Below are 23,487 nucleotides of genomic sequence, written 5' to 3'. Positions count from 1 at the left end.
GCGCTCGTCTACTTCGGCTCGTCGGCGTCCGGTTCTTCCTCGTCGTCGCGGGCCGAGATGACATAGGCACCCTTCAGCCAGCGGTTGAGGTCGATGTCCTTGCAGCGCGTCGAGCAGAATGGATAGGTCTCGCGCGCCGATGGCTTGCCGCATTCCGGGCACGGGCGCTTGGGCCGCAGGGGCGTGACCTTGTCGTCGAGGCTCATGGTCGCGCGGACAACCAGTTTTGATGCGTCTTGAAACCTTCGCCCGACAGCAGCGCCACCGTCTCGTAGAGCGGCAGGCCGACAATGTTGGTGTAGGAGCCGACGAGCTTGACGACGAAGGCGCCGGCCAATCCTTGCACGGCATAGCCGCCGGCCTTTCCGCGCCATTCGCCGGACGCGACATAGGCGTCGATCTCCTCGCGCGGCAGCCGCTTGAAACGCACCCGCGTCTCGACCAGTCGCTGGCGCAGTTTGCCGCCCGGCGTGATCAGGCAGATGCCGGAATAGACCCGGTGCGAACGTCCGGACAACAGCCCGAGGCAGTTGGCGGCGTCATCCAGCGTCTCGGCCTTGGGCAGGATGCGCCGCCCGACGGCGACCACCGTGTCGGCCGCCAGCACGAAGCTCGACGCATGGTCCGTCTCGGACTTCAGCGACGCGAACGCCTTCTCGGCCTTTTCCTTCGACAGCCGTTTGGCCAGCGAGCGCGGATGCTCGGCACGCAGCGGCGTTTCGTCGATATCGGCTGGCAGGATGCGGTCCGGCTCGATGCCGGCCTGCTGCAGGAGTTCGATGCGGCGCGGCGAACCCGAGGCAAGCACCAGCTTTTGCAAAATGCTCATCGCTTTACCGGCCGGGTCTTGATCTTACTTGAAGCGGTAGGTGATGCGGCCCTTGGTCAGGTCGTATGGCGTCATCTCGACCAGAACCTTGTCGCCGGTCAGCACGCGGATGCGGTTCTTGCGCATGCGGCCGGCGGTATGGGCGATGATCTCGTGTTCGTTTTCGAGCTTCACCCTGAACATCGCGTTGGGCAACAATTCCGTGACGATACCCGGAAACTCGAGGACTTCTTCCTTCGGCATTCGATACCTTTGCTTGGATGGCAGTTCCAGCGCCCCGGCTGGAATTTCGGCGGAACCTATATGATAATCTGTCGCTTGTGAACACGCTTAATCGCCAGGCCTCGGAACGGTGAACCGGCTGTAGATCCGGGCTTTCAGCCGCTCGCGCACGTCGCGATAGCTGGCCATGATGTGTTCGCGCGTGCCGCCGGCATCGGTCGGATCCGGCGTCGGCCAGTATTCCACCTCGACGGCAAGCGAGCGCGTGAGTTCGAGCGCGGCATGGTGGGCCTCCGGCGCCAGTGTCACGATCAGGTCGAAATAGTCGTCCTCGAGATCGTTCAGCGTCCTTGGATGACGCTCACCCAGCGACAGCCCGTCCTCGGCAAGCACGGCATCGACGAACGGGTCGCGCTCGCCGGCGCGCACGCCGGCCGAGGCGACGAAGACGGTGGCGGGCAGCATCCGGCGCGCCAGCTGCTCGGCCATCGGCGAGCGCACGGCATTCATGCCGCACAGGAACAGAACCGAGCGGGGCAGGGCGCCGGGGGCCAGGATCAGCCCCGCCAGTGCAGCACGCAGACCAGCGTGAACAGCCGTCGCGCCGTGTCGAAGTCGATGTCGATCTTGCCGGAGAGCCGATCCATCAGCGTCTGCGAGCCCTCATTGTGCAGGCCACGGCGGCCCATGTCGATCGCCTCGATATGGCTCGGCGTCGAGGAGCGGATGGCGTCGTAATAGCTCTCGCAGATCATGTAGTAATCCTTGACGATGCGCCTGAGCGGCGTCAGCGACAGGATGTGGGTGACGACGGCGGTGCCGTCCTCGCGTGCCACGGCAAAGACCAGGCGGGACTCGGCCAGCGACAGCTTCAGCCGGTAGGGACCCGCACCGCTGTCGTTGACAGGCTGAAAACTATTCTCCTCGATCAGGTCGAAGATCGCCACCGCCCGCTCATGCTCGACATCGGGCGTCGAACGGCCGATCGACTCATCGAGTTCGACATCGATCAGTTTTGCGCGGGTTTGACCGGAGCCCGTCATACCGGCCTACATGTTCAGCCGTATGGCGACCGAGCGGCCATGCGCGTCAAGCCCTTCCGCCTGCGCGAGTGCGATCGCCGCGGGTGCCAGCACGCGCAACTGCTCCGGTCCGAGTTTGAGGACCGAGGTGCGCTTGACAAAGTCGAGCACCGACAGGCCGGACGAGAAGCGCGCCGAGCGCGCCGTCGGCAGCACGTGATTGGAGCCGCCGACATAGTCGCCAATGACCTCGGGCGTGTGGCGGCCGAGAAAAACCGCGCCCGCGTTGCGCATCTTCGCCAGGAAGCCTTCGGCATCCTCGATGGCCAGCTCGACATGTTCGGCGGCGATGCGGTCGACCAGCGGCAGCGCGGCCTCGACGGTCGGAACCACGATGACGGCGCCGAAATCGCGCCAGCTCTGGGCCGCCGTTTCCGCGCGCGGCAGGCTCCGCAGCTGGCGTTCGACCGCCCGTTCGACCGCCTTGCCGAATGCCGGGTCGTCGGTGATCAGGATCGACTGCGCCGACACGTCATGTTCGGCCTGGGCGAGCAGATCGGCGGCGATCCAGTCCGGATCGTTGTCGCCGTCCGCCACGACGAGCACTTCGGAAGGGCCGGCGATCATGTCGATGCCGACCCTGCCGAACACCTGCCGCTTGGCTGCGGCGACATAGGCATTGCCTGGACCGACGATCTTGGCGACGGGCTTTATCGTCTGCGTACCATAGGCGAGTGCCGCGATCGCTTGCGCGCCGCCGACGCGGTAGATTTCGGAGACGCCCGATATATCCGCCGCCACCAGCACCAGCGGGTTGACGACGCCGTGCGGTGCCGGCACGACCATGACGATGCGCTCGACGCCGGCTACCTTGGCTGGCACGGCGTTCATCAGCACCGAGCTCGGATAGCTTGCCGTGCCGCCCGGCACATAGAGCCCGACCGCCTCGACCGCCGTCCAGCGCGAGCCGAGCTCGACGCCGGCGGGATCCGTGTAGCGTTCGTCCTGAGGCTTTTGCCGCTGGTGATGGGACCGGATGCGGTCGCGTGCGAATTTCAGCGCCTCGACCGTGGCCGGATCGGCCTCGGCATAGGCGCCGGCGATGTCTTCCGCCGAGACGGCAATGCCGAGCTTGGCGAGGTCGCCTCCGCCGAATTTCCGCGTGTAGTCGATCAGTGCCGCATCGCCCTCGGCACGCACGCGCGCGATGATGTCTCGCACCACGGCGTCGACGTCGGCCGACACCTCGCGCTTGGTCGTGAGAAACGCGGCGAAACGCTGCTCGAAATCGGCGTCGGACTGGGCAAGCGTGATGGCCATCGTATGCTCAAGCCCTGTGGATGGGGCGCGAGGTGGCTTCCCACGCGCCGCCAATATCGGCAAGGCGGGCCTCGATGCATTCGACATCGAGCATGATCGTGCCGCCGCCCGAAAAGATCAGTTCGACGATGCCCGCGGGCTTGCTGATCTCGATAAAGCTGATCGCCAGCAAGGAGAGAATTTCGGCGGGCTTGTCGCGGGCGATACCGTTGGTCTTGGCGCCCAGCACCCGGTCGAAATGCAGCACGGCCTGCCGTCGTTCATTGTGCTGGCGAAACAGGCCGGATTTGGCCTCCCACACGAAACGGTTCATGGTCAGGACGAAGCGTTTGGCCTTGGGCAGGAATTCGAGGTCCGAGACCTTCATCACGGCGTCCTGGAGATGGGCCGAGACGATGCTCAGATCCTGGTCGTCGAGCGCGATAAGCTTGAGGGCGGTCATCCGGATTTTCGACCTACAGGTTGGTTTCAGCCTCTGTTAGGCGGTCTTTCCGGCCGGTGCAACCACCCCACGACGTCCGCCCGAGGCATTGCCTCGGGTTTGCGCTGCGGGCAGACGGGCGGCGGCGCTATGAGCCGCCCTTTGCTGGAAGCTGCTGCCGTCCGACCGTCAGGCGGAAATACGTTCGATCACCGCGCCGCAATTGGATAGCTTTTCCTCCAGCCGCTCAAAACCGCGGTCGAGATGGTAGACACGGTTGACCGTGGTTTCGCCTTCGGCCGCCAGGCCGGCGATGACCAGCGAGACGGAAGCGCGAAGATCGGTCGCCATGACTGGCGCGCCCTTCAGCTTCGCCACGCCGTCGACGATCGCCGTCTGCCCCGAGAGCGTGATGTGGGCGCCGAGCCGAGCCAGTTCCTGGACGTGCATGAAGCGGTTTTCGAAGATCGTCTCGGTGATGCGCGATTTGCCCTTGGCCATGGTCATCAGGCCCATGAACTGCGCCTGCAGATCGGTCGGGAAGGCCGGGAAGGGGGCCGTCGTCACGTCGACGGGTGAAATGCCGGCGCCATTGCGCTTCACGCGGATGCCGGAATTGGTCTGGGTGATCTCCGCGCCCGTCTGGGAAATCACGTCGAGCGCCGTCTGCAGCAGCTCCGGTCGTGCGCCTTCCAGCACGACGTCGCCGCCGGTCATTGCCACCGCCATGGCATAGGTGCCGGTCTCGATGCGGTCGGGGATGACACGCACGCGCGCGCCCGACAGGGCTTCGACGCCGTCGATGGTGATGGTCGGCGTGCCGGCGCCGGAAATCCTGGCGCCCATCGCGTTCAGGCATTCGGCGAGATTGACGATCTCCGGCTCGCAGGCGGCGTTTTCAAGCACCGTCTCGCCCTTGGCCAGCGACGCCGCCATCATCAGCACATGGGTGGCGCCGACCGAGACTTTCGGGAAGACATAGCGGTTGCCGACAAGGCGGCCGTTCCGGGTCTTGGCGATGACGTAGCCGGTATCGACATCAATGTCGGCGCCCAGCGCCTGCAGGCCTTCGAGGAACAGATCAACCGGGCGCGTGCCGATGGCGCAGCCGCCGGGCAGCGACACCTTGGCCTCGCCCATGCGGGCCAGCAGCGGGCCGATCACCCAGAACGAGGCGCGCATTTTCGACACCAGTTCGTAAGGCGCCGTGGTATCGACGATGTTGCGGGCGGAGAAGTTGATGGTGCGCGAATAGCCCTCATTCTGCTTCTCACGGCGGCCATTGACCGAATAGTCGACGCCATGATTGCCGAGGATGCGGATCAACTGCTCGACATCGGCCAGATGCGGCACGTTTTCCAGTGTCAGCGTGTCGTCGGTCAGAAGCGAGGCGATCATCAGCGGCAGGGCGGCGTTTTTCGCGCCCGAGATCGGAATGCTTCCGGCAAGCTTGTTGCCGCCGACAATTCTGATGCGATCCATTGGAGACTGTCCCTCTCGGCCAGAAAAGGGCCGGTTCAATCGTTTGAGTATCGGCCCGTCTAGACCATTGACCAATTTGGTTCAAGAAATAGGATTTCGCCCACCCCGGCCTGAGAGTGGCCGATTTGAGTTAATCTTTCTTCATTTCCTTGGCCGCGCCGAGCCCGTCGGGCCGCTGGTCGGCCTCGCCTGTCCGGCGCGAGCGCGACTGCGCCTTGCGCTTCTGCAGGTTGGCCCGCAACTGCTCGGCGAGCCGGTTCTTGCGGGTTGTTCCGCTGTTCTTCGGTGGATTTGTCTTGTCGTTCATTGTCCCGCCACGGCTGGCGCCCGGCCAACCCGCTTTCAGGGATAGCCAACATTGTGGCGCCGCCATGTCAATAAAAGCTATCCGGCAAAGCCATTCACAGAAGCGTTGTTCTTGGCCTTGCGCTTGCCGGTTCGATATGGCAGAAGCCCCGCCATCAGCGGCTGCGGTAGCTCAGTGGTAGAGCACTCCCTTGGTAAGGGAGAGGTCGAGAGTTCAATCCTCTCTCGCAGCACCAGACACCCTGCAAACAACGCCTGTGACACCGTCTTTCCGGCACGGACAGGCGATGAAGCCACGGCATGCGCCGGAATCCGTGGATTGCCCACGGCGTTTGTTCCCTTTGCGTTACCGGGATGATCTAGTGCCCGTTCCCATTCCGGGCATGGGTGCCGAGGCCGTAAATGCAGATATTCGAGGCCATTAGAAGCGATCTGTATCGCTATACGCGCAGCAGCGACATCGTGACGTTGTGCCGGCAATACCTCACGAATCGGGGCTTCAACTACATGGTCTGGCACCGGATCGCGCAGTCGGACAATTCCGTCGTGTGCCGGATAGCCCGTCTCTTCCTCTCGCTGAAGATGAGGAAATTCGGCATACAAATCCCCGTGGAGACCAGCATCGGCCATGGCTTCTACATAGGCCATGGCGGCCCGTGCGTGGTCCATCATACGGCAACGATCGGCAACAACTGCAACATATCCCAGTATGTGACGATCGGGGCGACGCTTGGCAAATCCGCGTCGATAGGGGACGAGGTCTATATCGGCCCAAACGTGTGCATCGTAGAGGAGGTCACGATCGGCAGCCGCTCGCTTATCGGCGCGGGTGCCGTTGTCACCAGGAATATTCCGGCGGGGAGCACCGCGGTCGGCGTCCCCGCGAGGCCGATCGACAAGGCGCGGCAGCACAATTTCATCACCAATCGATGGCCGCCGGCAATGTGAACAGGCCTATGGTGCTTGCCGGTGGCGCGCCCTCATCGGTCGAACGCATGCGCGGCATGACACGATTCGTTAACCAAGATGCTGTTCTTCGACATGTCGGGTTGTCGGACGGCTGCCTGTCCGGCTGGTTAAGTCATTGCCGGGGAGAGTGCCGAACGAAAGCTCCTCATCTGAGCGAAGACGTCAAATCGCCTGAAACAGGAACGATGTGCAAGGCATGAATGGGATTGAAAGCGAACAAAACCCGCTCGGCGCTTCCCGTCGTTGGACATGGTTGCCGGCCATTGCGATGGCGTTGCTTTGCATGTGTGTCACCGATGCGTTCGCCGAGACGCGCGCCTTGCGGATTCAGCATCTTCATACGGGCGAGAAGGCCGAGATCGTCTTCAAGCGCGATGGGCGCTACGATCAGGCGGGCCTGAAGAAGATCAACTTCATGCTGCGCGACTGGCGCCGCAACGAGCCGACCAGGATGGACCCGCGCCTGCTCGACCTGGTCTGGCAGGCTTACCGCGCCAGCGGCTCGACGGCCTATATCCATGTGGTCAGCGCCTATCGCTCGCCGGCCACCAACGCCATGCTGCGCGGTCGTTCGAAGGGCGTGGCCCGCGAAAGCCAGCACATGGTTGGCCGCGCCATGGACTTCTTCCTGCCTGACGTGCCGCTGAAGAAGTTGCGCGACATCGGCCTGAAGATGCAGGGCGGCGGCGTCGGCTATTATCCGACCTCCGGTTCGCCGTTCATTCATATGGATGTCGGCAATGTGCGGCATTGGCCTGGCATCAGCCGCCTGGAGCTCGCCAGGGTCTTCCCGAACGGCAACACGCTGCATGTGCCGAGCGACGGCAAACCGTTGCCTGGCTACGAGCAGGCGTTTGCCGCCTACGAGTCACGCAAGGCCGCCGGCACGCCCAACATCGAACTGGCCAGCGCCGACCGCGGCCAGCGCAGGCCAGCGCGCGGCCTGCTGGCGACGCTTTTGGGCGGGCGCGGCGCGGATGAAGCCGACGATGCCGCGGAAGCGGCGCCTGCGCCACGCAAGCCGACCAAGTCAGTTGAACCTAAAACGGCCGGTGATCCCAAGATGCCTGGCGACTCCAAGACGGCTGGCCAGGGCATTGCTATCGTGGCGCCGGAGGCAGCCCAGCGGGCGGACGTTCAGGTCGACCCCGCCGATCCGGCCGAAGAAACGTCTGCAAAGACGCCTGAAGCGATCGTCATGGCGATGCCGCCCGGCACGGTGCCGATACCCGCTTTCGCACCGCGCACCGGGTTCGCCGCCACCATTCCAACCCCGCAAGCCGTGCCGTTCGGCGTAGCCAGCAGCGCATCCACCGCGCGGGTTGAACCGGCGGCGACCGGTGCCGAAAATCCCGTGGCCAGGATGAATGCCGCCCCCGCGATTGCCGGTCCGGACATGCTGGCGCTCAACATCCCTGTCCCGACATGGCGACCGCAAGACCAGACGGGCCCCGCGCGTCAACCGGAGGCGGCCAAATCCGCCGATGCAATCGGTGCCTTGCTGGCCACGCATCACGTCGATGACAGCCTCGATCCGCTGGCTGGACAGCGGATTGCAGTCCCTGCATCGAAACCTGAAGACCGTGTCAGGACCAGCCCCAAGGCCGACCGTGTCCAGCCACGTCTCGATCCCGAAGCCACCGCCGTCATTCTGCCAGCGGCGCCGACCGCCCAATCGCTTGAGACCGGGCGCCGCATCACCGGAACCGGCTCGACAGCGGCGACCGTCATTGCCGCCAATTTCATCCGCACGGCCCCGGAGCAGGTCTATCTCGATGGCTTCCAGCCACGAGGACAGACGTCCGATCACCGCCGCTTCACCGGCTCCGCTGTGAAATTCCTGCCCACCGCCAGGTTCAGATAGGTCGACGCGCAAGTCTGTAAGATATTTTCCAAATTTGACAATCTTGTATGAAATTGTAAGGTAATCGTCTTTCCGTTGGCGAGAGGCGATGACCATGTCGATCCGCGAAGAGTTGGCCAACACCACCTTGGCTTTCACGTCGGCGGAAGAAAAGATCGTTCAGGTCCTGCTCGCCGACTATCCGATGTCGGGGCTGGGAACGGCGACCCGGCTGGCGCGACGCGCCGGAGTCAGCGACCCGAGCGTGACCCGCCTGATGACCAAGCTCGGCTATGTCGGCTTTGCCGATTTCCAGGCGCGGCTGCTGACGGAAGTCGAATCCAGACTGCATTCGCCGTTGCTGATGATGGAGGCCAAGCGTCCCGGCGGCTCCAGCGAGGGCACGGCACTGGCCTACTTCCATTCGGTTTCCGACAGTCTGGAGCGCACGCGCACCGCGGTCCCCCTGCAGGCCTATACACGCGCTGTCAATTTGCTGCTCGAGACCAAGGGCCAGGTCGTCCTGCTGGGCGGCCGTTTCAGCCGCCACATCGCCTCCATGCTCGCCGGCTATCTCCTGCAATTCCGCTCCGGCGTGCGCGACATCGGCTCGTTGAGCCCGGCGGATTTCGACTTGCTGATCGACCTCGGCAAGCGCGACCTTCTCGTCGTGTTCGACTATCGGCGCTACCAGTCGGACGTGGTGAGCTTTGCGCGGCAGGCGAAGGAACGCGGCGTCTCCGTACTGCTGTTCACCGATGTATGGCTGTCGCCGATCGCTGACATCGCCGACCTGACGATGGTCGCGGCGATCGACGCCAACTCGCCCTTCGACACGCTGGCGACCGCCGTGGCTCAGATGGAGACGGTTTTCGCCCATGCGCTGGAAGGCCATGGCGCCGGGGTGCGCAAGCGCATCGAGGACATCGAGAAGATCCGCAGCGCCAATGCCGTCACCCTCGATGCCGCCTTGTCGCCGTCCGACAACGAAACCGTCAAACCAAGAACCACCAGGAAATAGCATCGATGCGCCCGGCGCGGCGGTGCGAGGAAGGAATAACCATGGCTGACGCCCAGACGATCATCGATGCCGTGCAGGCTGAAATCGAGAGAGACCGCGACTGGCTGATCGGGCTGGTCCGCGACATGGTCCGCATCCCTTCGGTCAATCCCAAATTCGAGGCCAATCCGGCGATCAACCGCGAGGCGGATGTCCAGGCTCTGCTGGAGCCGATCCTCAAGCACGATGGCTTCAAGACCGAACAGTGGGACGCCTTGCCCGGCCGGCCCAATCTGGTCGGCGAATGGGCTGGAAACGAGGAGCGCAGCCTGATCCTGTGTGGGCATATCGATGTCGTGCCGGTCGGCGAGATGAAGGACTGGTCGGTCGATCCGTTCGGCGGTGAGATCACGAATGGCCGGCTCTATGGCCGGGGCGCGGTCGACATGAAGGGCGGCGTCGCGGCTTGCGTCGCCGCCGCGCACGCGATCCGCAAGGCGGGCATCACACTGCAAGGCCGGTTGGCCGTCCACTCCGTCGTCGACGAGGAGGCTGGTGGCTTCGGCGCCATGGACGCGGTCAAGAACGGCAAACTCGCCAAAGCGGTGCTTGTCGCCGAGCCGACCTGGGGCGATGTCCTCCCGGTCGAGGGCGGGCTCGAATGGGCGCGGGTGACGATCCGTGGCCGCAACGCGCATTCGGCGCTGCGTTACAACGAAATCTACCCGCAACGGCACGACAAGGACCGGCTGAAGCCGGGTGTCAACGCCATCGAGATCGCGGCGCGGTTCATTGCCGCCGTCCGCCAATACGAGCTCGACCGGACACGGGCAAAGTCCCATCCGCTGCTGCCGGTCGGCATGAACACGATCAACATCGGTGTCATGCATGGCGGAACGGGCCTTGGCGAACACGGCCTGCCGACGGTGATGACCAACCCGGCCATCATCCCCGATGTTGCCGTGCTCGATCTCGACATGAAGTTTCTGCCGGATGAGAATTCAGCCGACTATCGCCGCGATTTCGAGAATTTCGTCCATCATTTCGCGCAAACCGACGCCTGGTTGCGCGACAACCCGCCTGCCATCCAGTGGGAGCTCGGCGGGCTGCATTTCCCGCCGATGAACACGCCGGTCGACCATCCGTTGGTGACGTCGCTGATGAAACGCAAGGCGGCGATCGGCAAGGCGCCTCAGACAAGCGGCTTCGTCGCCGTGTGCGATGCTGCGCACTATGCCGGCGCCGGTGTCGACGGTGTCATTTTCGGTCCGTCGGGCGACGGCTTCCATGGCGCCAACGAATATGTCGAAGTGGAATCGGTGGTCGAGACCGCCAAGGTGATCGCGGCATCCGTCATCGACTGGTGCGGCGTGCGCTGAGGGGCTTGCTTTTCAGGCGGTCACGCCGGGCGGTTGATCCGCCCGGCGACGGCACCCCAAGCCGCTTTGATCATGCCGGCCAGTCCGCTGGGATAGGCCAGCATCACGCCGATGATCAGAACCGCCGTGATCATCGGGCGCCATGCGCCGAAATCAGCCATCCACTCGGCGAAGACCGTCAGCACGAAAGAGGCGACGATGGCGCCGTAGATGGTGCTGGTGCCGCCCAGCAGCACCATCGACAGGATGATGGTCGCCAGGCTCATGCCGAACACGTCAATCGAGGCGTTGCGCTGGTAGGCGGCATAGAAGGCCCCGGCAATGCCGGTGAAGAAGGCGCTTGCCGCAAGCGTCAGCATGCGTTGGCGCACGATCGAGACACCGCGGCTGACGGCGTATTCCTCATTGTCGCGCAGCGCCACGATGCTGGCGCCGGCGCGCGAGCGCACGAACACACGCAGGAACAGCGTGCTCGCCACCACCAGCGCCAGCGCGATGTAGAAATAGGCGAATTTGGCGTCGCGGACCATATTGTGGTCGAGCCAGTAGAGGCCGGGGATACGCACGATCCCTTGCGTGCCACCGGTGATGTCGGACTGGCTGAGGATCACTTGCATGACCAATTGCGCGAAGCCGAAGGTGACCAGGATGATATAGATGCCCTTCAGGCGCAGGATCGGGATGGTCACCACGATCGCGGCAAGCGTGGCGATGATGCCGCTGGAAAACAGCGCGATCCACGGATCGAGCCCGGCCAGCTTGGTCAGCAGGCTGTAGGCGTAGACGCCGATGCCGAAGAGCGCCAGATGACCGAAATTGAAGACGCCGCCATAGCCGAGGCTGAGATCCCAATTCGACGCCACGATGGCGTAGATGAAGGCCATGATCAGGATGTGGCGGGCATAGGTGTCGCCGAAGACGAGCGGCAGCAGCGCCAGCACGGCGAAGCCGAGCACGAAGCCGATGGCTTCGTGCTGCCACGGCGTGCGGCCAGGTGCGATCGGGGTTGCCGCCGCTGTGCGGATCTGGGTGATCGGCGAGGTCGTGTCGGTCATGCGAGGCCTCGCGAGCGGCTGGCGAAAATGCCCTCGGGGCGCACCATCAGGGTCAGGATCAGCACGCCGAACAGCAATGCCGGCGTCCAGTAGAGGCCGAAGTAATAGCTGCAGGCGGCCTCGAAAAAGCCGATCAAATAGGCGGCGAAGATCGGTCCCGATATGCTCGATATGCCGCCGAATACGACGACGATCAGCGCCTTGAGCAGCGGGTCTGAGCCCATCACGGGCGACATGAAGCGATAGCCGCCCATGAAGATGCCGGCGAGCCCCGCCAGCGAAGCGGCGATGGCGAAGGCCAGCCCGTAGAGCGCGGTGACATTCAGACCGACCAGATGGCTGGCATCCTCGTTCTGCGCGACCGCACGCAATGCCAGCCCGAGACGCGAACGGTTGAGGAACATCCACAACGCCGCCAGGATCAGCGGCGTGATGACGATGATGGCGATCTGGTGCAGCGAAACGCCGACGCCGCCGATGATGGCGTTGCCGTCGACCAGCGCCGGAATCTGCTTGGAGCGCGGCCCCCAGATGGTGAGCGCTCCGTTCTCGATCAGCGATCCGGCGGCAAGCGTGGTGATGACGACGACCAGCACGATATTGGGCCGGCCGATCAGCGGCCGCACGACGCTTGCCTGCAGGATCCAGCCGACGCCGGCCATGACGATCACGGCGACGGGAAAGGCCACCGCCGCCGGCAGGCCGAGTTCCACCAATTGCCAGGCGACATAGGCGCCCAGCATCATGAACACGCCATGGCTGAAGTTGAACACGCCGATCGTCGTCCAGACCAAAGCGAGCCCGACCGCCATCATGGCGTAGAGCGAACCTTGGAACAGGCCGCCGAACAGGATTTCCGCCAATGCGCTCATACCGAGTTCCTAGTGGCCAAAATACATCGACATGATCTCGCCGTGGTCGAGGCTCTCGCCCGGCTTGATCTCGGTCGCCACCGCGCCGTGGTTGACGAGGTAGAGTTGCTGCGTCAGTTCCAGCAGGAACTCGATATCCTGCTCGACGACGATCAGCGGCACCCCGCCGCGCGAAATGTCCATGACGGAGGCGCAGAGTTCGTCCTTGATCTTGGGGGCCAGCCCAAGCGTCGGCTCGTCGAGGATCAGGAGGCGCGGATGGCTCATCAGCGCCGTGCCGATCGACACCATCTGGCGCTCGCCGCCCGACAGCGTGCGCACGCGCTGGCGCCAGCGTTCCGCCAGTTTCGGGAACAGTTTGATCACCTTCTCGCGGTTCTCCGCCTCATGCGGACGGGCGCGCGGCGAATAGGCGCCCAGCGCCATGCAGTCGGCGATGGAGAGGTCGGGAAACAGCCGGTTGCCTTGCGGCACGTGGATCAGGCCGGCGCCGACGATGGCGCGGGCGCTGAGGCCTGCTATGTCTTGCCCGTCGAACTGGATGCGGCCGTTCTTCGGCCGGAGCAGGCCGGAGACGGTGCGCAACAGGGTCGTCTTGCCATGACCGTTGGGTCCGAACAGGCCGACATTGCCGAAGCGGCCAGCTTCCAGCGAAATGTCGTGCAGCACGGTGACGCGGCCATAGCCGGCGGTGACGCCTTCGACGGTGAGGATGGGAATCACGCCACCGCCCTCCTGGTTCCGAGATAGGCCTCGATGACGCGCTGGTCGGCGATCACGCTTGCCGGCTCGCCAGCGGCGAGCACGCGGCCATTGTTAAGCACCAGCAGATGCTGCGACAGGCTCATCAGGAAGGTCAGCACATGCTCGATCAGGAGGATGGTGATGCCGCGTTCGGCGGTGCGGCGGATCAAACCGATCGACGTCTCGATCTCGGGCTTGGTCAAGCTCGATGCCGGTTCGTCGAGCAACAGCATACGTGGCTGCATGGCGATCGCGGTGGCAAGCATCAGGCATTTGCGCTCGAAGACGGAAAGCTCGCCGGCCAGCCGCCCGAAGGACACTGAACCCAAGCCGACAAACTCCAGTGCCTCTGCGGCCGCCTCGCGGGCGGCTGCCGCTGCAGCTTTCTCCTTTCTGCCGTAGCTGGCGCCGATCAGCGCGTTCTCGAATACGGTCAGGCCGTCGAAGCTGGTTTCGCGCTGAAAGGTGCGGGCAAGGCCGAGGCGCGCGATGGCATGTCCAGACTTGCCGTTGATCGCGGTCCCGTCAAAGCGGATGTGGCCTCTGTCCGGCCCGAACGGGATGCCGGTGATGATGTTGAACAGCGTGCTCTTGCCGCTGCCGTTCGGGCCGGCGATGCCAAAGATCTCGCCGGCCTCGACCTTGAACGACACGCCATCGACGGCCTTCAGCGAACCGAAGGCCTTCGATACGTCGTCCAGTTCAAGCAGGGCCATGCCTCACTGCATCCAGGGCTGCGGCTTGAAGGCACCGGTGGCGTATTTTTCCGGCGAGATCAGCGTGCGCTGGCCGTCCCAGATCTGAAAGAAGGTGATCGGGATATAGTCGTCGCCCTGCGTGGCGAGATGCGTGGCGGAATCGAATTTCAGCCGGCCCTCGGCGACCTGCTTGTCGGTCTCCGACAGCGCCTTCATGATCGCGGCGTGGTCGGATGCGCCGCCGACTTTCTTGACCGCGTCGAAATAGACGTTGGTCATTTCATAGAGGCCGACGCCATAGGTGCCGCTCTCGACGCCATATTTGGCCTTGAACTTGGCCGCCACCTCATCGGCGCGCGGGTTCTTCGGCGTCGTCAGCGCCCCGCCGAGGAGATTGTAGATGACGCCATTCGACTTCTTGCCGGTGAGTTCGACGAATTCCGGAACACTCGGCGCATATTGCAGGAAGACAAGGCTCTTGGTCGGCTGTTCGAGGAACTGGTTCAGGAAAGACGCCGAATTGCCCGGCAGATAATCGGTGTTGATGACGACATCGGGAACATTCTCGCGCACCTTGGCCAGGATCGAACGCCAGTCGGTGACTTCGCCGAAGGGCACGATCTCATCGACGCTGATAGTCCAGCCCTTCTCCTTGAAAGTCTTCTTCATGCCCTCCGAGATGGTCTTCGAATAGGCGTTGTCGGAGGAGATGATGGCGACCTTCTTGGTCGGCAAGGTGATCTTGCCGTCGGCCGCGAGTTTCTCGACGAACAAGGTGACGTCGGTGTTGTAAGCGTCGAAGGACGGCGTTAGCGACCAACAGCACATGTACTTGTCTGGACTCGGCGCGATGATGTCCCTGGTCTGCTGCGAGGTGGCCGCCAGCATGTAGGGCATCTCGGCCTCGGCCATGTTGTCGATCTCGAAATTCGTCAGGCTGGCGTAGCCGGTGAGCATGAATTGCACGCCGGGATCGCCAAGCAGGCGCTCGACCGCGCTGGTGACGTTGCCGGCGGACTGATCCTTGACGTCGCCGACCACCAGTTCGAATGTGTTACCGGCAACGCCGCCGGCGGCATTCGCCTCATCGATTGCCATCTGCACGCCGCGCTGGAATTCCTGGCCGTCCGCCGCGGCAGGGCCCGTGATCGGCGCCAGCAGGCCGATCTTGACGACATCGGCGAAAGCGGGGGCGCTTGCCGTGGCAAACGCCGCGATCAGGGCCGTGGTCATCAGCATATGGCGGAGTCTGTTGCCTGCGAATTTGGATTTCATCGTGCCGTTCCCTGTTCTCCTCCCGTTCATCGGGAGTTGGATAATTGACAATCTACGCACAATTGATGTTATTTGAAAAGGATTTTTCAACGGCACGAGACCGGGAAAATGTTATGGCAGGGCTAGGGGAGGCGGCGGCGCTTTGTTGTGCAACTGCTTCGAAACAGAGCGATTCCAGACGGAGCCAAAGATGACGATCGCGCAGAAGACCCTTGAAACCAGTCACGGCAGGATCGCCGTTCGCGAGACCGGCGGCAAAGGCACCGCCGTCCTGCTGATCCACGGCAATTCGTCTTCCGGTGCCGTTTTCCGCAACCAGCTCGAGAGCCCGCTGGGCGAGCGCTACCACATGATCGCCCCCGATCTGCCGGGCCACGGCGCTTCCGGCAATGCGATCGATCCGGACCGCTCCTACAGTATGGAAGGCTATGCCGATGCGATGACCGAAGTGCTCGGCCTGCTCGGTATCGACAAGGGCATCGTCTTCGGCTGGTCGCTCGGCGGTCATATCGGGCTGGAGATGATCGACCGTTATCCTGGCCTGCTTGGCCTGATGATATCGGGCACTCCGCCTGTAGCGCCCGAGGAGGTCGGCAACGGCTTCAAGTCGAGTCCGCATATGCATCTTGCCGGACAAGAGGCCTTCACCGCCGCTGATGTCGAGGCCTATGCGCGCAGCACTTGCGGGGAACCGTTCGAACCGTTCCTCCTCGACACGGTGGCGCGCACCGACGGGCGGGCGCGGCGCCTGATGTTCGAGAAATTCGCGGCCGGCACAGGCCGCAACCAGCGCGAGATCGTCGCCGGCAAGACGCCTCCGATAGCCGTTCTCAATGGCATCGACGAGCCTTTCGTGAACACCGATTTTGTCTCAGCGGTCAAGTTCTCCAACCTGTGGGAAGGCAAGGCGCATCTGCTCGACAAATCGGGCCATGCGCCGTTCTGGGATTCTCCCGGCCGCTTCAACCCGATCTTCGCCCGCTTCCTGGAAAGCGTGGATCAGGCATAGACCCGCCGCAAGGCACCGACCAGCCGCCATCGACCGGAATGTGTCCAGCCCTGCTGGCCTCATTGCACTGACAGGAGGAGGGCGGCCGCGACTGGGCCGTTGGCAAGGCATGCGTGTCCGGCTATGACGGCAAAGTTGCGGAGAGCAGTCAGCTTTTCCGTTGGAGTGCGACATGACCGTATTTACACGCCGCGGACTGCTGAAAACTGCCGCCGTTGCCGGTGCGAGCGGGCTCGGGCTTGCCGCCATCGGCAGGATTGGCGGCTGGGCGGCGTCCGCGCCTGAGCCAGTGGTGCTGCGGACGGCGAAAATCCAGGCGAAGCTGATGGATGTCGGCCAGACCAACAATGTGCTGACTTACGGCAAAGCGGGAATGCCGCCGGTGCTCAGGATGAAAAAAGGCGAACCCTTCGCCGCGCGCCTCGACAACGCCATCGATGATCCGACGACCATCCACTGGCACGGCATTCGCCTGCCGAACAAGATGGATGGCGTGCCTTTCCTGGTGCAGCCTTACGTCTACACCGGCGATCATTTCGACTATGCCTTCACGCCGCCCGACGCCGGCACCTTCTGGTATCACCCGCACTGCAACACGCTGGAGCAGATGGGGCACGGCCTGACCGGCGTGATCGTGGTTGAAAACCCGAACGATCCGAAATTCGACGCCGAGTTTGTCCTCAACCTGCGCGACTGGCGCCTTGGCGACGACGGCCAGTTCATCGACCAGTTCCGGCCGCGCGATGCCGCGAGAACCGGCACTTACGGCACGGTGCGTACCGCCAACTGGCTCGATCAGCCGCAATATGACGCGCCCGCCGGCGGGCTGGTGCGGCTGCGCATCGCCATTACCGATGTCACCCGCATCCATGCCTTTCGCGTCGACGGCGCCGAAGCGATCGTGATGGCGCTGGACGGCAATCCGGTGCCGGAGCGCTTTGCGCCCGATGCCTTGCTGCTTGGACCGGGACAGCGCATGGAACTCGCCATCCGCATGCCCGACGATGAGGGCGCGACCGTCAGCCTGCGGGACGTCAGGGGCACCAAGCCCAAGGTGCTGGCGACGCTGCGCGCGACGGGCAACTCGCTCAAGCGGGACGTTCGCGACGTTGCGCCGCTGGAAGTGAATCCGGTGGCGGAAGTGGATCTCGGCTCGGCCCAGCATATCTCCCTGTCGCTCAGCGCCACGGCGGAGAACGTCCCGAGCGACAGCATCTGCGGTTCGCTCGGCTACAGTTTCTGGGCGATCAACAAGGTGCCGTGGCCGGGCGATACGCCCGATCCAACCGCGCCGCTGGCCGAATTGAAGCTCGGCAGGAGCTATGTCATCGACATGGAGAACCTGACGCCGCAATCGCATCCGATGCATTTGCACGGCATGAGCTTCAAGGTTTTGTCATCCTCGACGCGGCCGGTGCAGCCGTTGATTTCGGACACCTATCTCATCCAGCCCAATGAGAAGGTGAGCCTCGGCTTCGTCGCCGACAATCCCGGCGACTGGCTGCTGCATTGCCACATCATCGAGCACCAGAAATCGGGCATGACGAGTTACGTCAGAGTGGTCTGAGCCGGGCCCACCGAAGGCAGCATTGTCCGCGACCTACTTGCGCAGTTGCGCCTCGATCTCGTCGAGCACCTTGTCCTTGCCGATGCCGGTGAGGAAGGCGAGGCCCTTGATGACCGGCTTGGTCACCGAAGCCGAGATCGGCGTGGTGGCGACGATGAAGTCGACGCTGTCGGCGAGCCCCGGCACTTCGGTTGCCTTGGCCTGCTGCGCGTTGAAGGTAAGGCCGCGCATCTTCATCGCCTCGGTGACGGCGACGTTGACCGCCGTCGAGGTGGCGATGCCGGTGCCGCAGGCAAAGAGAATTGTCTTCTGTCTGGCCATCTTTGCTTTCCCTTGATTATCAGCCGAGCACGGTGCGCACGTCGTCAAGCGTCCTGGCCGACCTCAAGCCGTCCAATGCATCTGGATTCTGGATCGTTGCCATGACGGACTGCAGCGCTTCAATCTGCTTGTCCTTGTCATTGATCGCAAGCAGGAAGACGAAGCCCACCGGCAGCTTCTCGTCGGGGTCTTCCATGTTGGCGAAGATCACCGGCTTTCTCAGCGTGCCCATTGCGATGCCGGGCTTCAGCACATGCTCGGGATCGGTGTGGGGCACCGCGACATTGTCGGCGCGTTCCAGCGGCAGTCCTGTCGGGATGGTCATTTCGCGGCGCACGACCGCGTCGGCATAGGAGCTCTTGACATAGCCAAGCGCCTCGAGCCGTCCTGCCAGGACGCGGATGATCTCCTCATTGGTCGACGCGTCCGACCCGAGCACGATCGCTTCGGGATCCAGAAGCTGCATGAGGGCGTCGGACATGTCTTGCTCCGTCGATAAATCGTGCGCCCGGCGAAGGCGCACGATCGTTTCAGATGAAGGCACGCTTGCGTTCAGGCCGTGCCTTCGGCCGGCTCGTCCTCGGCGCCCGCCGCCCGTTCCCAGCCGAGCGGATTGCGGCGATAGAGCACGAACAGGGCCGCGATGACCACGGCGATCACGATGATGCCGATCAGCCCAAGTCCCTGGATCGCCTCGATGATCACATAGGGCACCCACAGGAAGCCGTCGACCACCGAGGTGATCTGCAAAGCATCCGCCGGCAGTTTGAAGCCCGACGCGACGGCCGCACTGGTGAACAGCGGCGCCAGGGCGTTGGCGACATAGAAGCCGATCGCCAAGGTCACCGTGCCGATCACCACCATGCGGAACACATTGCCCTTGACCAGCGGCGCGGTCATGGCGACGATGAACGGGATGACCGCCAGATCGGCGAACAGGATGACGCGGTTGCCCGGCAGGATCACCGACAGGATGATCGCGATCGGCACCAGGATCAGCGACGACGAGATCGCGGCGGGATGGCCGATCAGGATCGCCGAATCGAGGCCGACGAGAAGCTCGCGATCGCCGGTGCGCTTGCGCACGAACTCCTGCGCCGCGTCGGAAACCGGGATCAGGCCCTCCATCAGGATCTTCACCATGCGCGGCAGCAGCAGCATAACCGCGGCAAGTGTCATTCCGGTGCCCAGCACCTTGGCCAGCACCGTGCCGGGATCGCCGGCATTGTAGAAGGCGATGGCGCCGAGCACGAGGCCGATGATCAGGCCGAGCACGACCGGTTCGCCGAACACGCCGAAGCGGCGCTCGATGGTTTCGGTGTTGATGTTGATGCGGTTGATGCCGGGAATGCGGTCCATGATCCAGTTCAGGATGATGGCGATCGGCAGGATTTGCGCCGAGGCGAGATGCGGCACCGAAATGCCGGGAACGCCGTAGAATTGCTGCACCGCGCGCGCCGACCAATCGGCGAACAGCAGCGACAGCGCCGCAACCAGGGCCGCGATGGCAATGCCGTAGGCCAGATTGTCGGTGGCGGCGACGACGAGCGAGCCGACGAAGGCGAAATGCCAGAAATTCCAGACGTCGACATTGAGCGTGCGCGTCATGCGCGTCAGCAACAGCACGATGTTGACCAGGATGCCGACCGGGATAACCCAAAGCCCGACCGAGGAGCCAAAGGCGATGGCGGCCGCCGAGGGCCAGCCGACGTCGATAATGTCGCGATGAATGCCGGTGTTGGTGACGATGGCCTTGGCGACGTCGCCGATCGACGTGAACATCAGGCCAAGCACAAGGTTGATACCGATGAAGGCGACCCCGATGGTGACGGCGGCGCGAAAGGCCTTGCTGACCTTGGCGCCCAAAACCACGGCAATGATGAAAATGACGATCGGCAGCAGGATTGTCGCGCCGAGCGTGTCGATGGCCCCCTTGAGGCCAGCGAGTAGAGTATCCATTCTTCCTCCCCTGGAGCCCCGAGCCTAAAGCTTCGCGGTGCTCCTTTCTCTCAGCCTCTGCCGCCACCTTAGCGCAAAGGCACTCCCCAGATGCCGCGAGACGAGTGCCCCTCCGAGCGGTTGTCTCGATGAACATTTGCCTTCGTTGGCAAACGAATGTTTTATTGAGACTGTTCGCAACAATGTCAATTGGCAAGCCTTTGGGCCAATCGGCCAAGGCGACGACGCTTGTCACGGGCCATTTTCGTTGGAAATCGCCGGTCGCGAGCGGTTTTGTTGGCACAGGGGAATGGTCCCTGCTAATTCGCGTCCAGACCAAGAAGCTGTGGACATCCCGCATGACCAATGTCGCCTTGACCGGGCTTGCCCGCGATCTCGCCAGACGTGCCGCCGAGGGCCGCCCGGTGCGCATCGGCATCATCGGCTCCGGCGAAATGGGCACTGACCTCGTCACGCAAGGCATGCTGATGCCCGGCATTGCGGTTTGCGCCGTCTCGACCCGGCGCCCGCACACCGCGCGTGACGCCATCCGCATCGCCTACGGTGACGAGGCGATGGCGGTCGAAGCCGACACCGCGTCGAAAGTCACCGCGGCGATCGAGGTTGGAAAAATAGCCATCACCTCGAACGAGATGCTGGTCACCAACCCACTGATCGATGTCGTCATCGACGCCACCGGCAAGCCGGGCGTCGCCGCCGATTTCGACCTGATGGCGATGGAGCACGGCAAGCACCTTGTGATGATGAATGTCGAGGCCGACGTCACCATCGGCTGTTACCTCAAGCAGCAGGCCGACCGGCTTGGCGTGGTTTATTCGGTCGGCGCCGGCGACGAGCCGTCGAGCTGCATGGAACTGATCGAGTTCGCGTCCGCACTCGGCCTTACCATCGTCTCGGCTGGCAAGGGCAAGAACAACCCGCTCAACCACGATGCCGTGCCTGACGACTATCGCGAGGAAGCGACCCGCCGCAACATGAACCCGCGCATGCTGGTCGAGTTCGTCGACGGCTCCAAGACCATGGTCGAGATGTGCGCCATCGCCAACGCCACCGGGCTGGTGCCTGACGTGCCCGGCATGCATGGTCCCAAGGCCGACCGCGATGACCTCGTCAAGGTGCTGATCCCGCGCGAGGATGGTGGCCTCCTGCTGAAAAAAGGCGTCGTCGACTACACCATCGGCAAGGGTGTGGCGCCCGGTGTCTTCGTCATCGTCGAGGCGACGCATCCGCGCATCATCGAACGCATGGACGACCTGCATATCGGCCGCGGTCCCTATTACAGCCTGTTCCGGCCCTACCATCTGACCTCACTGGAAGTGCCGCTGACGGCCGCTCGCATCGTGCTGTTCGGCAAGCCCGACATGGTGCCGCTGCCGCGGCCGGTTGCCGAGGTCTGCGCCGTCGCCAAGCGCGATCTCGCCGCCGGCGAGACCTTCGATGCGATCGGCGAGACCTGCTATCGCTCCTGGACCATGACCGTCGGCGACGCGCGTTCCCAGCGCGCCGTGCCGGTCGGCCTGCTCGAGGGCGGCAAGGTGCTGAAGCCGGTCAGGAAAGGTGCACTGCTGACCACCGACAATGCAGCGCCAGACCGGACGACCAGTCTGTTCGCGCTGCGTCGCCTGCAGGACGAGATGCTGTACGGAAACAAGCCCGTTGTGGCGCTGTCATGACAGATGCGCTATATTGTAATGGCAGATGACGCCGAGGATCGACCAATGAACCTCCAGATCAGGGACCCGCGTGCACGTGAACTGGCACAGCGGCTCGCCGCCAAACGCAAGATTTCGATGACCGAGGCGGTGATCGAAGCTCTTGAGTCCGAACTGAAACGGGAAAGTGGACGCGCTCCGTTGGCGCAGCGGCTGGCTGCCATCGCCGATGAACTCAAAGCCAGAGCTGGCCAGGGCGGCCGGCCCGTACACAAGGATGAGATCGATGAGATGTGGGGCCACTCCTGATGTTTGTCGACACCTCGGTGGTCGTCGCAATTCTTTCGGGAGAAGGAGATGCTGGCGAGTGGAGCAACCGCATCGCGGTAGCACCTCGCAGGATTACTTCCGCGCTGGTGGTGCTCGAAGCGGCTATGCGGCTTTCAACTATGCTGGCCGTCGAGCCGCTCGTCGCTGAAGTGGCGATAGAGGCTTTTCTGCGCGAGGCCGAAATCGAAATCGTTCCCATCGACGCCGGCGACGCCAAGCTCGCGGTCCAAGCTTTTTCAGACTATGGAAAAGGACGCGGGCATCCCGCCCAACTCAAACTGGCCGATTGCCTGTCCTATGCTTGCGCAAAGGGCCGCGGCTCTGCTCTGCTCTACAAAGGCAACGACTTCTCGCATACCGATCTGGCCTAGGGAGTCTGCTCTATTTCCCTAGTTCGATCGACCGCAGCCGCGCCGCTTCCACCGCTTGCGTAAGGAGATTGGTCAACCGGTCATCGCCCATCAGCACGCCAAGCGCCGCCGCCGTCGTGCCGTTGGGGCTGGTCACCTGCTTGCGCAGCACGGCCGGGTTCTCGCGGCTTTCAGCGGCGAGCGATGCCGCGCCGTAAACGGTCTGCATGGCGAGCAGCCTGGCGGTCGCCGCCGGCAGGCCGGCCTTCTCGGCGGCCACCGTCAGCGCCTCGATGAAATGGAAGATATAGGCCGGACCCGATCCGGACACGGCGGTCACCGCATCCATAAGGCCCTCGTCGTCGATAGTGGCCACTTCGCCGCTGGCCGACAGAAGGTCGGCGACGAAGCGCTTGGCGTCGGCGGAAACCAAGGGATTGGAAAACACCACCATCATGCCCTTGCCGATGGCCGCCGGCGTGTTGGGCATGCACCGCACAACGGGGGCGCGGTTGCCGAGGATGTCCTCGAAGGTGGCGGACGGCGTGCCGGCGGCGATGCTGACGAAAGTGGTGCGTCCATCGCCGAAGCGCTTGTACGCGGCGGTGACGTCGCGGATCACCTGAGGTTTTACAGCGATGACGACCAGATCGGGCACGGCATCCGCCGGAATGGCTCCGGCATCCGCCGCCGCGCCGCAGCCAAGCGCCACTGCGCGATCGCGCAGCTCGGCATTGGGCTCGACCACGAAAACCGCCGAGGGTGCAAGCTTGCCGGACTTCAGCCAGCCCGAGAGCATGGCGTAACCCATATTGCCGCAACCGGCGAGAACAAGCCTGATCGTCATCGAGAGCCCTCCGAG

The 23,487-nt window shown here is 63.6% G+C and carries 27 protein-coding genes and 1 tRNA gene; 10 read left to right on the top strand and 18 right to left on the bottom strand.

The annotated features are described in order from the left end of the window. Nucleotides 1-8: 8 nt before the first annotated feature. The 9 genes from yacG to FJ950_RS01015 all read right to left on the bottom strand — a co-directional run bounded on the left by yacG (nt 9) and on the right by FJ950_RS01015 (nt 5,603). Nucleotides 9-206, bottom strand: coding sequence for a DNA gyrase inhibitor YacG (gene yacG, locus FJ950_RS01055; protein WP_023772777.1), 198 nt, complete (start codon nt 204-206; stop codon nt 9-11). Beyond that, a complete protein-coding gene (locus tag FJ950_RS01050; RefSeq protein ID WP_140614684.1) occupies nt 203-829 on the bottom strand; it encodes a Maf-like protein in 627 nt (208 codons plus the stop codon). The genes yacG and FJ950_RS01050 overlap by 4 nt, the downstream gene beginning before the upstream one ends. A 24-nt stretch (nt 830-853) precedes the next feature. Next, nucleotides 854-1,072, bottom strand: coding sequence for a translation initiation factor IF-1 (gene infA, locus FJ950_RS01045; RefSeq protein ID WP_006329283.1), 219 nt, complete (start codon nt 1,070-1,072; stop codon nt 854-856). 87 nt (nt 1,073-1,159) lie between these two features. Then, nucleotides 1,160-1,621 carry a low molecular weight phosphatase family protein gene (locus FJ950_RS01040; protein WP_140614683.1) on the bottom strand — a complete coding sequence of 154 codons (462 nt, stop codon included), beginning with the start codon at nt 1,619-1,621 and terminating at the stop codon, nt 1,160-1,162. Next, on the bottom strand, nt 1,609-2,094 hold the full coding sequence (locus FJ950_RS01035) for a UPF0262 family protein (RefSeq protein ID WP_015316266.1): 486 nt from the start codon (nt 2,092-2,094) through the stop codon (nt 1,609-1,611). Before FJ950_RS01035 ends, FJ950_RS01040 begins: the two co-directional genes overlap by 13 nt. Nucleotides 2,095-2,100: 6 nt before the next feature. Continuing rightward, nucleotides 2,101-3,393, bottom strand: coding sequence for a histidinol dehydrogenase (gene hisD / locus FJ950_RS01030; protein ID WP_140614682.1), 1,293 nt, complete (start codon nt 3,391-3,393; stop codon nt 2,101-2,103). A gap of 7 nt (nt 3,394-3,400) precedes the next feature. After that, on the bottom strand, nt 3,401-3,835 hold the full coding sequence (locus FJ950_RS01025; RefSeq protein WP_015316268.1) for a DUF2948 family protein: 435 nt from the start codon (nt 3,833-3,835) through the stop codon (nt 3,401-3,403). Nucleotides 3,836-4,003: 168 nt separating this feature from the next. Then, a complete protein-coding gene (gene murA / locus FJ950_RS01020; protein ID WP_015316269.1) occupies nt 4,004-5,296 on the bottom strand; it encodes a UDP-N-acetylglucosamine 1-carboxyvinyltransferase in 1,293 nt (430 codons plus the stop codon). 130 nt (nt 5,297-5,426) lie between these two features. Continuing rightward, nucleotides 5,427-5,603 (bottom strand): hypothetical protein, encoded by a 177-nt coding sequence (locus FJ950_RS01015; protein ID WP_015316270.1) that lies wholly within the window; start codon nt 5,601-5,603, stop codon nt 5,427-5,429. 160 nt (nt 5,604-5,763) lie between these two features. Here FJ950_RS01015 and FJ950_RS01010 point away from each other — a divergent pair. The 5 genes from FJ950_RS01010 (at nt 5,764) to FJ950_RS00990 (ending at nt 10,793) form a co-directional block, all read left to right on the top strand. After that, nucleotides 5,764-5,838, top strand: a tRNA-Thr gene (locus FJ950_RS01010). Nucleotides 5,839-6,004: 166 nt separating this feature from the next. Continuing rightward, entirely contained in the window at nt 6,005-6,550 is a 546-nt protein-coding gene (locus tag FJ950_RS01005) for a serine acetyltransferase (RefSeq protein ID WP_140614681.1), read from the top strand. A 217-nt stretch (nt 6,551-6,767) separates the two neighbouring features. Continuing rightward, nucleotides 6,768-8,435, top strand: a complete 1,668-nt coding sequence (locus FJ950_RS01000; RefSeq protein ID WP_140614680.1) for a DUF882 domain-containing protein — start codon at nt 6,768-6,770, stop codon at nt 8,433-8,435. 94 nt (nt 8,436-8,529) lie between these two features. Continuing rightward, complete coding sequence (locus FJ950_RS00995; RefSeq protein WP_140615407.1) at nt 8,530-9,435, top strand: MurR/RpiR family transcriptional regulator; 906 nt, start codon at nt 8,530-8,532, stop codon at nt 9,433-9,435. 41 nt (nt 9,436-9,476) lie between these two features. Continuing rightward, entirely contained in the window at nt 9,477-10,793 is a 1,317-nt protein-coding gene (locus FJ950_RS00990; RefSeq protein WP_140614679.1) for an ArgE/DapE family deacylase, read from the top strand. A 20-nt stretch (nt 10,794-10,813) separates the two neighbouring features. On the opposite strand, the gene FJ950_RS00985 is transcribed toward FJ950_RS00990, so the two are convergent. The 5 genes from FJ950_RS00985 to FJ950_RS00965 are packed head-to-tail and all read right to left on the bottom strand — an operon-like array spanning nt 10,814 to nt 15,437. Beyond that, complete coding sequence (locus FJ950_RS00985; protein ID WP_140614678.1) at nt 10,814-11,848, bottom strand: branched-chain amino acid ABC transporter permease; 1,035 nt, start codon at nt 11,846-11,848, stop codon at nt 10,814-10,816. Next, nucleotides 11,845-12,720: a branched-chain amino acid ABC transporter permease gene (locus FJ950_RS00980; RefSeq protein ID WP_140614677.1), complete on the bottom strand. Its 876-nt coding sequence runs from the start codon at nt 12,718-12,720 to the stop codon at nt 11,845-11,847. The genes FJ950_RS00985 and FJ950_RS00980 overlap by 4 nt, the downstream gene beginning before the upstream one ends. Nucleotides 12,721-12,729: 9 nt before the next feature. Continuing rightward, nucleotides 12,730-13,443 (bottom strand): ABC transporter ATP-binding protein, encoded by a 714-nt coding sequence (locus tag FJ950_RS00975; protein ID WP_140614676.1) that lies wholly within the window; start codon nt 13,441-13,443, stop codon nt 12,730-12,732. Then, nucleotides 13,440-14,180 carry an ATP-binding cassette domain-containing protein gene (locus tag FJ950_RS00970; RefSeq protein WP_140614675.1) on the bottom strand — a complete coding sequence of 247 codons (741 nt, stop codon included), beginning with the start codon at nt 14,178-14,180 and terminating at the stop codon, nt 13,440-13,442. Before FJ950_RS00970 ends, FJ950_RS00975 begins: the two co-directional genes overlap by 4 nt. A 3-nt stretch (nt 14,181-14,183) precedes the next feature. Further along, a complete protein-coding gene (locus FJ950_RS00965; RefSeq protein ID WP_140614674.1) occupies nt 14,184-15,437 on the bottom strand; it encodes an ABC transporter substrate-binding protein in 1,254 nt (417 codons plus the stop codon). Nucleotides 15,438-15,627: 190 nt separating this feature from the next. On the opposite strand from FJ950_RS00965, the gene FJ950_RS00960 reads away from it, so the two are divergent. Then, complete coding sequence (locus tag FJ950_RS00960) at nt 15,628-16,446, top strand: alpha/beta hydrolase (RefSeq protein ID WP_041163341.1); 819 nt, start codon at nt 15,628-15,630, stop codon at nt 16,444-16,446. A 172-nt stretch (nt 16,447-16,618) separates the two neighbouring features. After that, nucleotides 16,619-18,013 carry a multicopper oxidase family protein gene (locus FJ950_RS00955; RefSeq protein WP_140614673.1) on the top strand — a complete coding sequence of 465 codons (1,395 nt, stop codon included), beginning with the start codon at nt 16,619-16,621 and terminating at the stop codon, nt 18,011-18,013. Between the two features lie 33 nt (nt 18,014-18,046). On the opposite strand, the gene FJ950_RS00950 is transcribed toward FJ950_RS00955, so the two are convergent. From FJ950_RS00950 to FJ950_RS00940, 3 genes are all read right to left on the bottom strand, one after another. After that, nucleotides 18,047-18,334, bottom strand: coding sequence for a PTS sugar transporter subunit IIB (locus FJ950_RS00950; RefSeq protein ID WP_015316281.1), 288 nt, complete (start codon nt 18,332-18,334; stop codon nt 18,047-18,049). 19 nt (nt 18,335-18,353) lie between these two features. Then, nucleotides 18,354-18,815 (bottom strand): PTS sugar transporter subunit IIA, encoded by a 462-nt coding sequence (locus FJ950_RS00945; RefSeq protein ID WP_015316282.1) that lies wholly within the window; start codon nt 18,813-18,815, stop codon nt 18,354-18,356. 71 nt (nt 18,816-18,886) lie between these two features. Continuing rightward, nucleotides 18,887-20,293 (bottom strand): PTS sugar transporter subunit IIC, encoded by a 1,407-nt coding sequence (locus FJ950_RS00940; protein WP_015316283.1) that lies wholly within the window; start codon nt 20,291-20,293, stop codon nt 18,887-18,889. Nucleotides 20,294-20,631: 338 nt separating this feature from the next. On the opposite strand from FJ950_RS00940, the gene FJ950_RS00935 reads away from it, so the two are divergent. The 3 genes from FJ950_RS00935 to FJ950_RS00925 are packed head-to-tail and all read left to right on the top strand — an operon-like array spanning nt 20,632 to nt 22,646. Next, nucleotides 20,632-21,966: an NAD(P)H-dependent oxidoreductase gene (locus tag FJ950_RS00935; protein WP_140614672.1), complete on the top strand. Its 1,335-nt coding sequence runs from the start codon at nt 20,632-20,634 to the stop codon at nt 21,964-21,966. Between the two features lie 45 nt (nt 21,967-22,011). Next, on the top strand, nt 22,012-22,254 hold the full coding sequence (locus tag FJ950_RS00930) for a type II toxin-antitoxin system VapB family antitoxin (protein WP_015316285.1): 243 nt from the start codon (nt 22,012-22,014) through the stop codon (nt 22,252-22,254). Then, nucleotides 22,254-22,646: a type II toxin-antitoxin system VapC family toxin gene (locus FJ950_RS00925; RefSeq protein WP_140614671.1), complete on the top strand. Its 393-nt coding sequence runs from the start codon at nt 22,254-22,256 to the stop codon at nt 22,644-22,646. Before FJ950_RS00930 ends, FJ950_RS00925 begins: the two co-directional genes overlap by 1 nt. A gap of 10 nt (nt 22,647-22,656) precedes the next feature. Here FJ950_RS00925 and proC read toward each other — a convergent pair whose 3' ends face one another. Next, nucleotides 22,657-23,472 (bottom strand): pyrroline-5-carboxylate reductase, encoded by an 816-nt coding sequence (proC, locus tag FJ950_RS00920; RefSeq protein ID WP_140614670.1) that lies wholly within the window; start codon nt 23,470-23,472, stop codon nt 22,657-22,659. Nucleotides 23,473-23,487: the final 15 nt, after the last annotated feature.

It is taken from the genome of Mesorhizobium sp. B2-3-14 (assembly GCF_006442175.1).
Classification (GTDB): Bacteria; Pseudomonadota; Alphaproteobacteria; order Rhizobiales; family Rhizobiaceae; genus Mesorhizobium; species Mesorhizobium australicum.
The sequence above is the reverse complement of the archived record's forward strand: the minus strand, read 5'-3'. Positions and strand labels throughout refer to the sequence as shown.

Coding starts and splice junctions, on each gene's coding strand:
- murA (WP_015316269.1), bottom strand. CDS start 5,296: ATGGATCGCATCAGAATTGTCGGCGGCAACAAGCTTGCCGGAAGCATT.
- FJ950_RS01005 (WP_140614681.1), top strand. CDS start 6,005: ATGCAGATATTCGAGGCCATTAGAAGCGATCTGTATCGCTATACGCGC.
- FJ950_RS01015 (WP_015316270.1), bottom strand. CDS start 5,603: ATGAACGACAAGACAAATCCACCGAAGAACAGCGGAACAACCCGCAAG.
- FJ950_RS01035 (WP_015316266.1), bottom strand. CDS start 2,094: ATGACGGGCTCCGGTCAAACCCGCGCAAAACTGATCGATGTCGAACTC.
- FJ950_RS00995 (WP_140615407.1), top strand. CDS start 8,530: ATGTCGATCCGCGAAGAGTTGGCCAACACCACCTTGGCTTTCACGTCG.
- FJ950_RS01025 (WP_015316268.1), bottom strand. CDS start 3,835: ATGACCGCCCTCAAGCTTATCGCGCTCGACGACCAGGATCTGAGCATC.
- yacG (WP_023772777.1), bottom strand. CDS start 206: ATGAGCCTCGACGACAAGGTCACGCCCCTGCGGCCCAAGCGCCCGTGC.
- FJ950_RS00945 (WP_015316282.1), bottom strand. CDS start 18,815: ATGTCCGACGCCCTCATGCAGCTTCTGGATCCCGAAGCGATCGTGCTC.
- FJ950_RS00990 (WP_140614679.1), top strand. CDS start 9,477: ATGGCTGACGCCCAGACGATCATCGATGCCGTGCAGGCTGAAATCGAG.
- infA (WP_006329283.1), bottom strand. CDS start 1,072: ATGCCGAAGGAAGAAGTCCTCGAGTTTCCGGGTATCGTCACGGAATTG.
- FJ950_RS01050 (WP_140614684.1), bottom strand. CDS start 829: ATGAGCATTTTGCAAAAGCTGGTGCTTGCCTCGGGTTCGCCGCGCCGC.
- FJ950_RS00960 (WP_041163341.1), top strand. CDS start 15,628: ATGACGATCGCGCAGAAGACCCTTGAAACCAGTCACGGCAGGATCGCC.
- FJ950_RS00985 (WP_140614678.1), bottom strand. CDS start 11,848: ATGACCGACACGACCTCGCCGATCACCCAGATCCGCACAGCGGCGGCA.
- FJ950_RS00925 (WP_140614671.1), top strand. CDS start 22,254: ATGTTTGTCGACACCTCGGTGGTCGTCGCAATTCTTTCGGGAGAAGGA.
- FJ950_RS01000 (WP_140614680.1), top strand. CDS start 6,768: ATGAATGGGATTGAAAGCGAACAAAACCCGCTCGGCGCTTCCCGTCGT.
- hisD (WP_140614682.1), bottom strand. CDS start 3,393: ATGGCCATCACGCTTGCCCAGTCCGACGCCGATTTCGAGCAGCGTTTC.
- FJ950_RS00930 (WP_015316285.1), top strand. CDS start 22,012: ATGAACCTCCAGATCAGGGACCCGCGTGCACGTGAACTGGCACAGCGG.
- proC (WP_140614670.1), bottom strand. CDS start 23,472: ATGACGATCAGGCTTGTTCTCGCCGGTTGCGGCAATATGGGTTACGCC.
- FJ950_RS00965 (WP_140614674.1), bottom strand. CDS start 15,437: ATGAAATCCAAATTCGCAGGCAACAGACTCCGCCATATGCTGATGACC.
- FJ950_RS00970 (WP_140614675.1), bottom strand. CDS start 14,180: ATGGCCCTGCTTGAACTGGACGACGTATCGAAGGCCTTCGGTTCGCTG.
- FJ950_RS00940 (WP_015316283.1), bottom strand. CDS start 20,293: ATGGATACTCTACTCGCTGGCCTCAAGGGGGCCATCGACACGCTCGGC.
- FJ950_RS00980 (WP_140614677.1), bottom strand. CDS start 12,720: ATGAGCGCATTGGCGGAAATCCTGTTCGGCGGCCTGTTCCAAGGTTCG.
- FJ950_RS00935 (WP_140614672.1), top strand. CDS start 20,632: ATGACCAATGTCGCCTTGACCGGGCTTGCCCGCGATCTCGCCAGACGT.
- FJ950_RS00950 (WP_015316281.1), bottom strand. CDS start 18,334: ATGGCCAGACAGAAGACAATTCTCTTTGCCTGCGGCACCGGCATCGCC.
- FJ950_RS00955 (WP_140614673.1), top strand. CDS start 16,619: ATGACCGTATTTACACGCCGCGGACTGCTGAAAACTGCCGCCGTTGCC.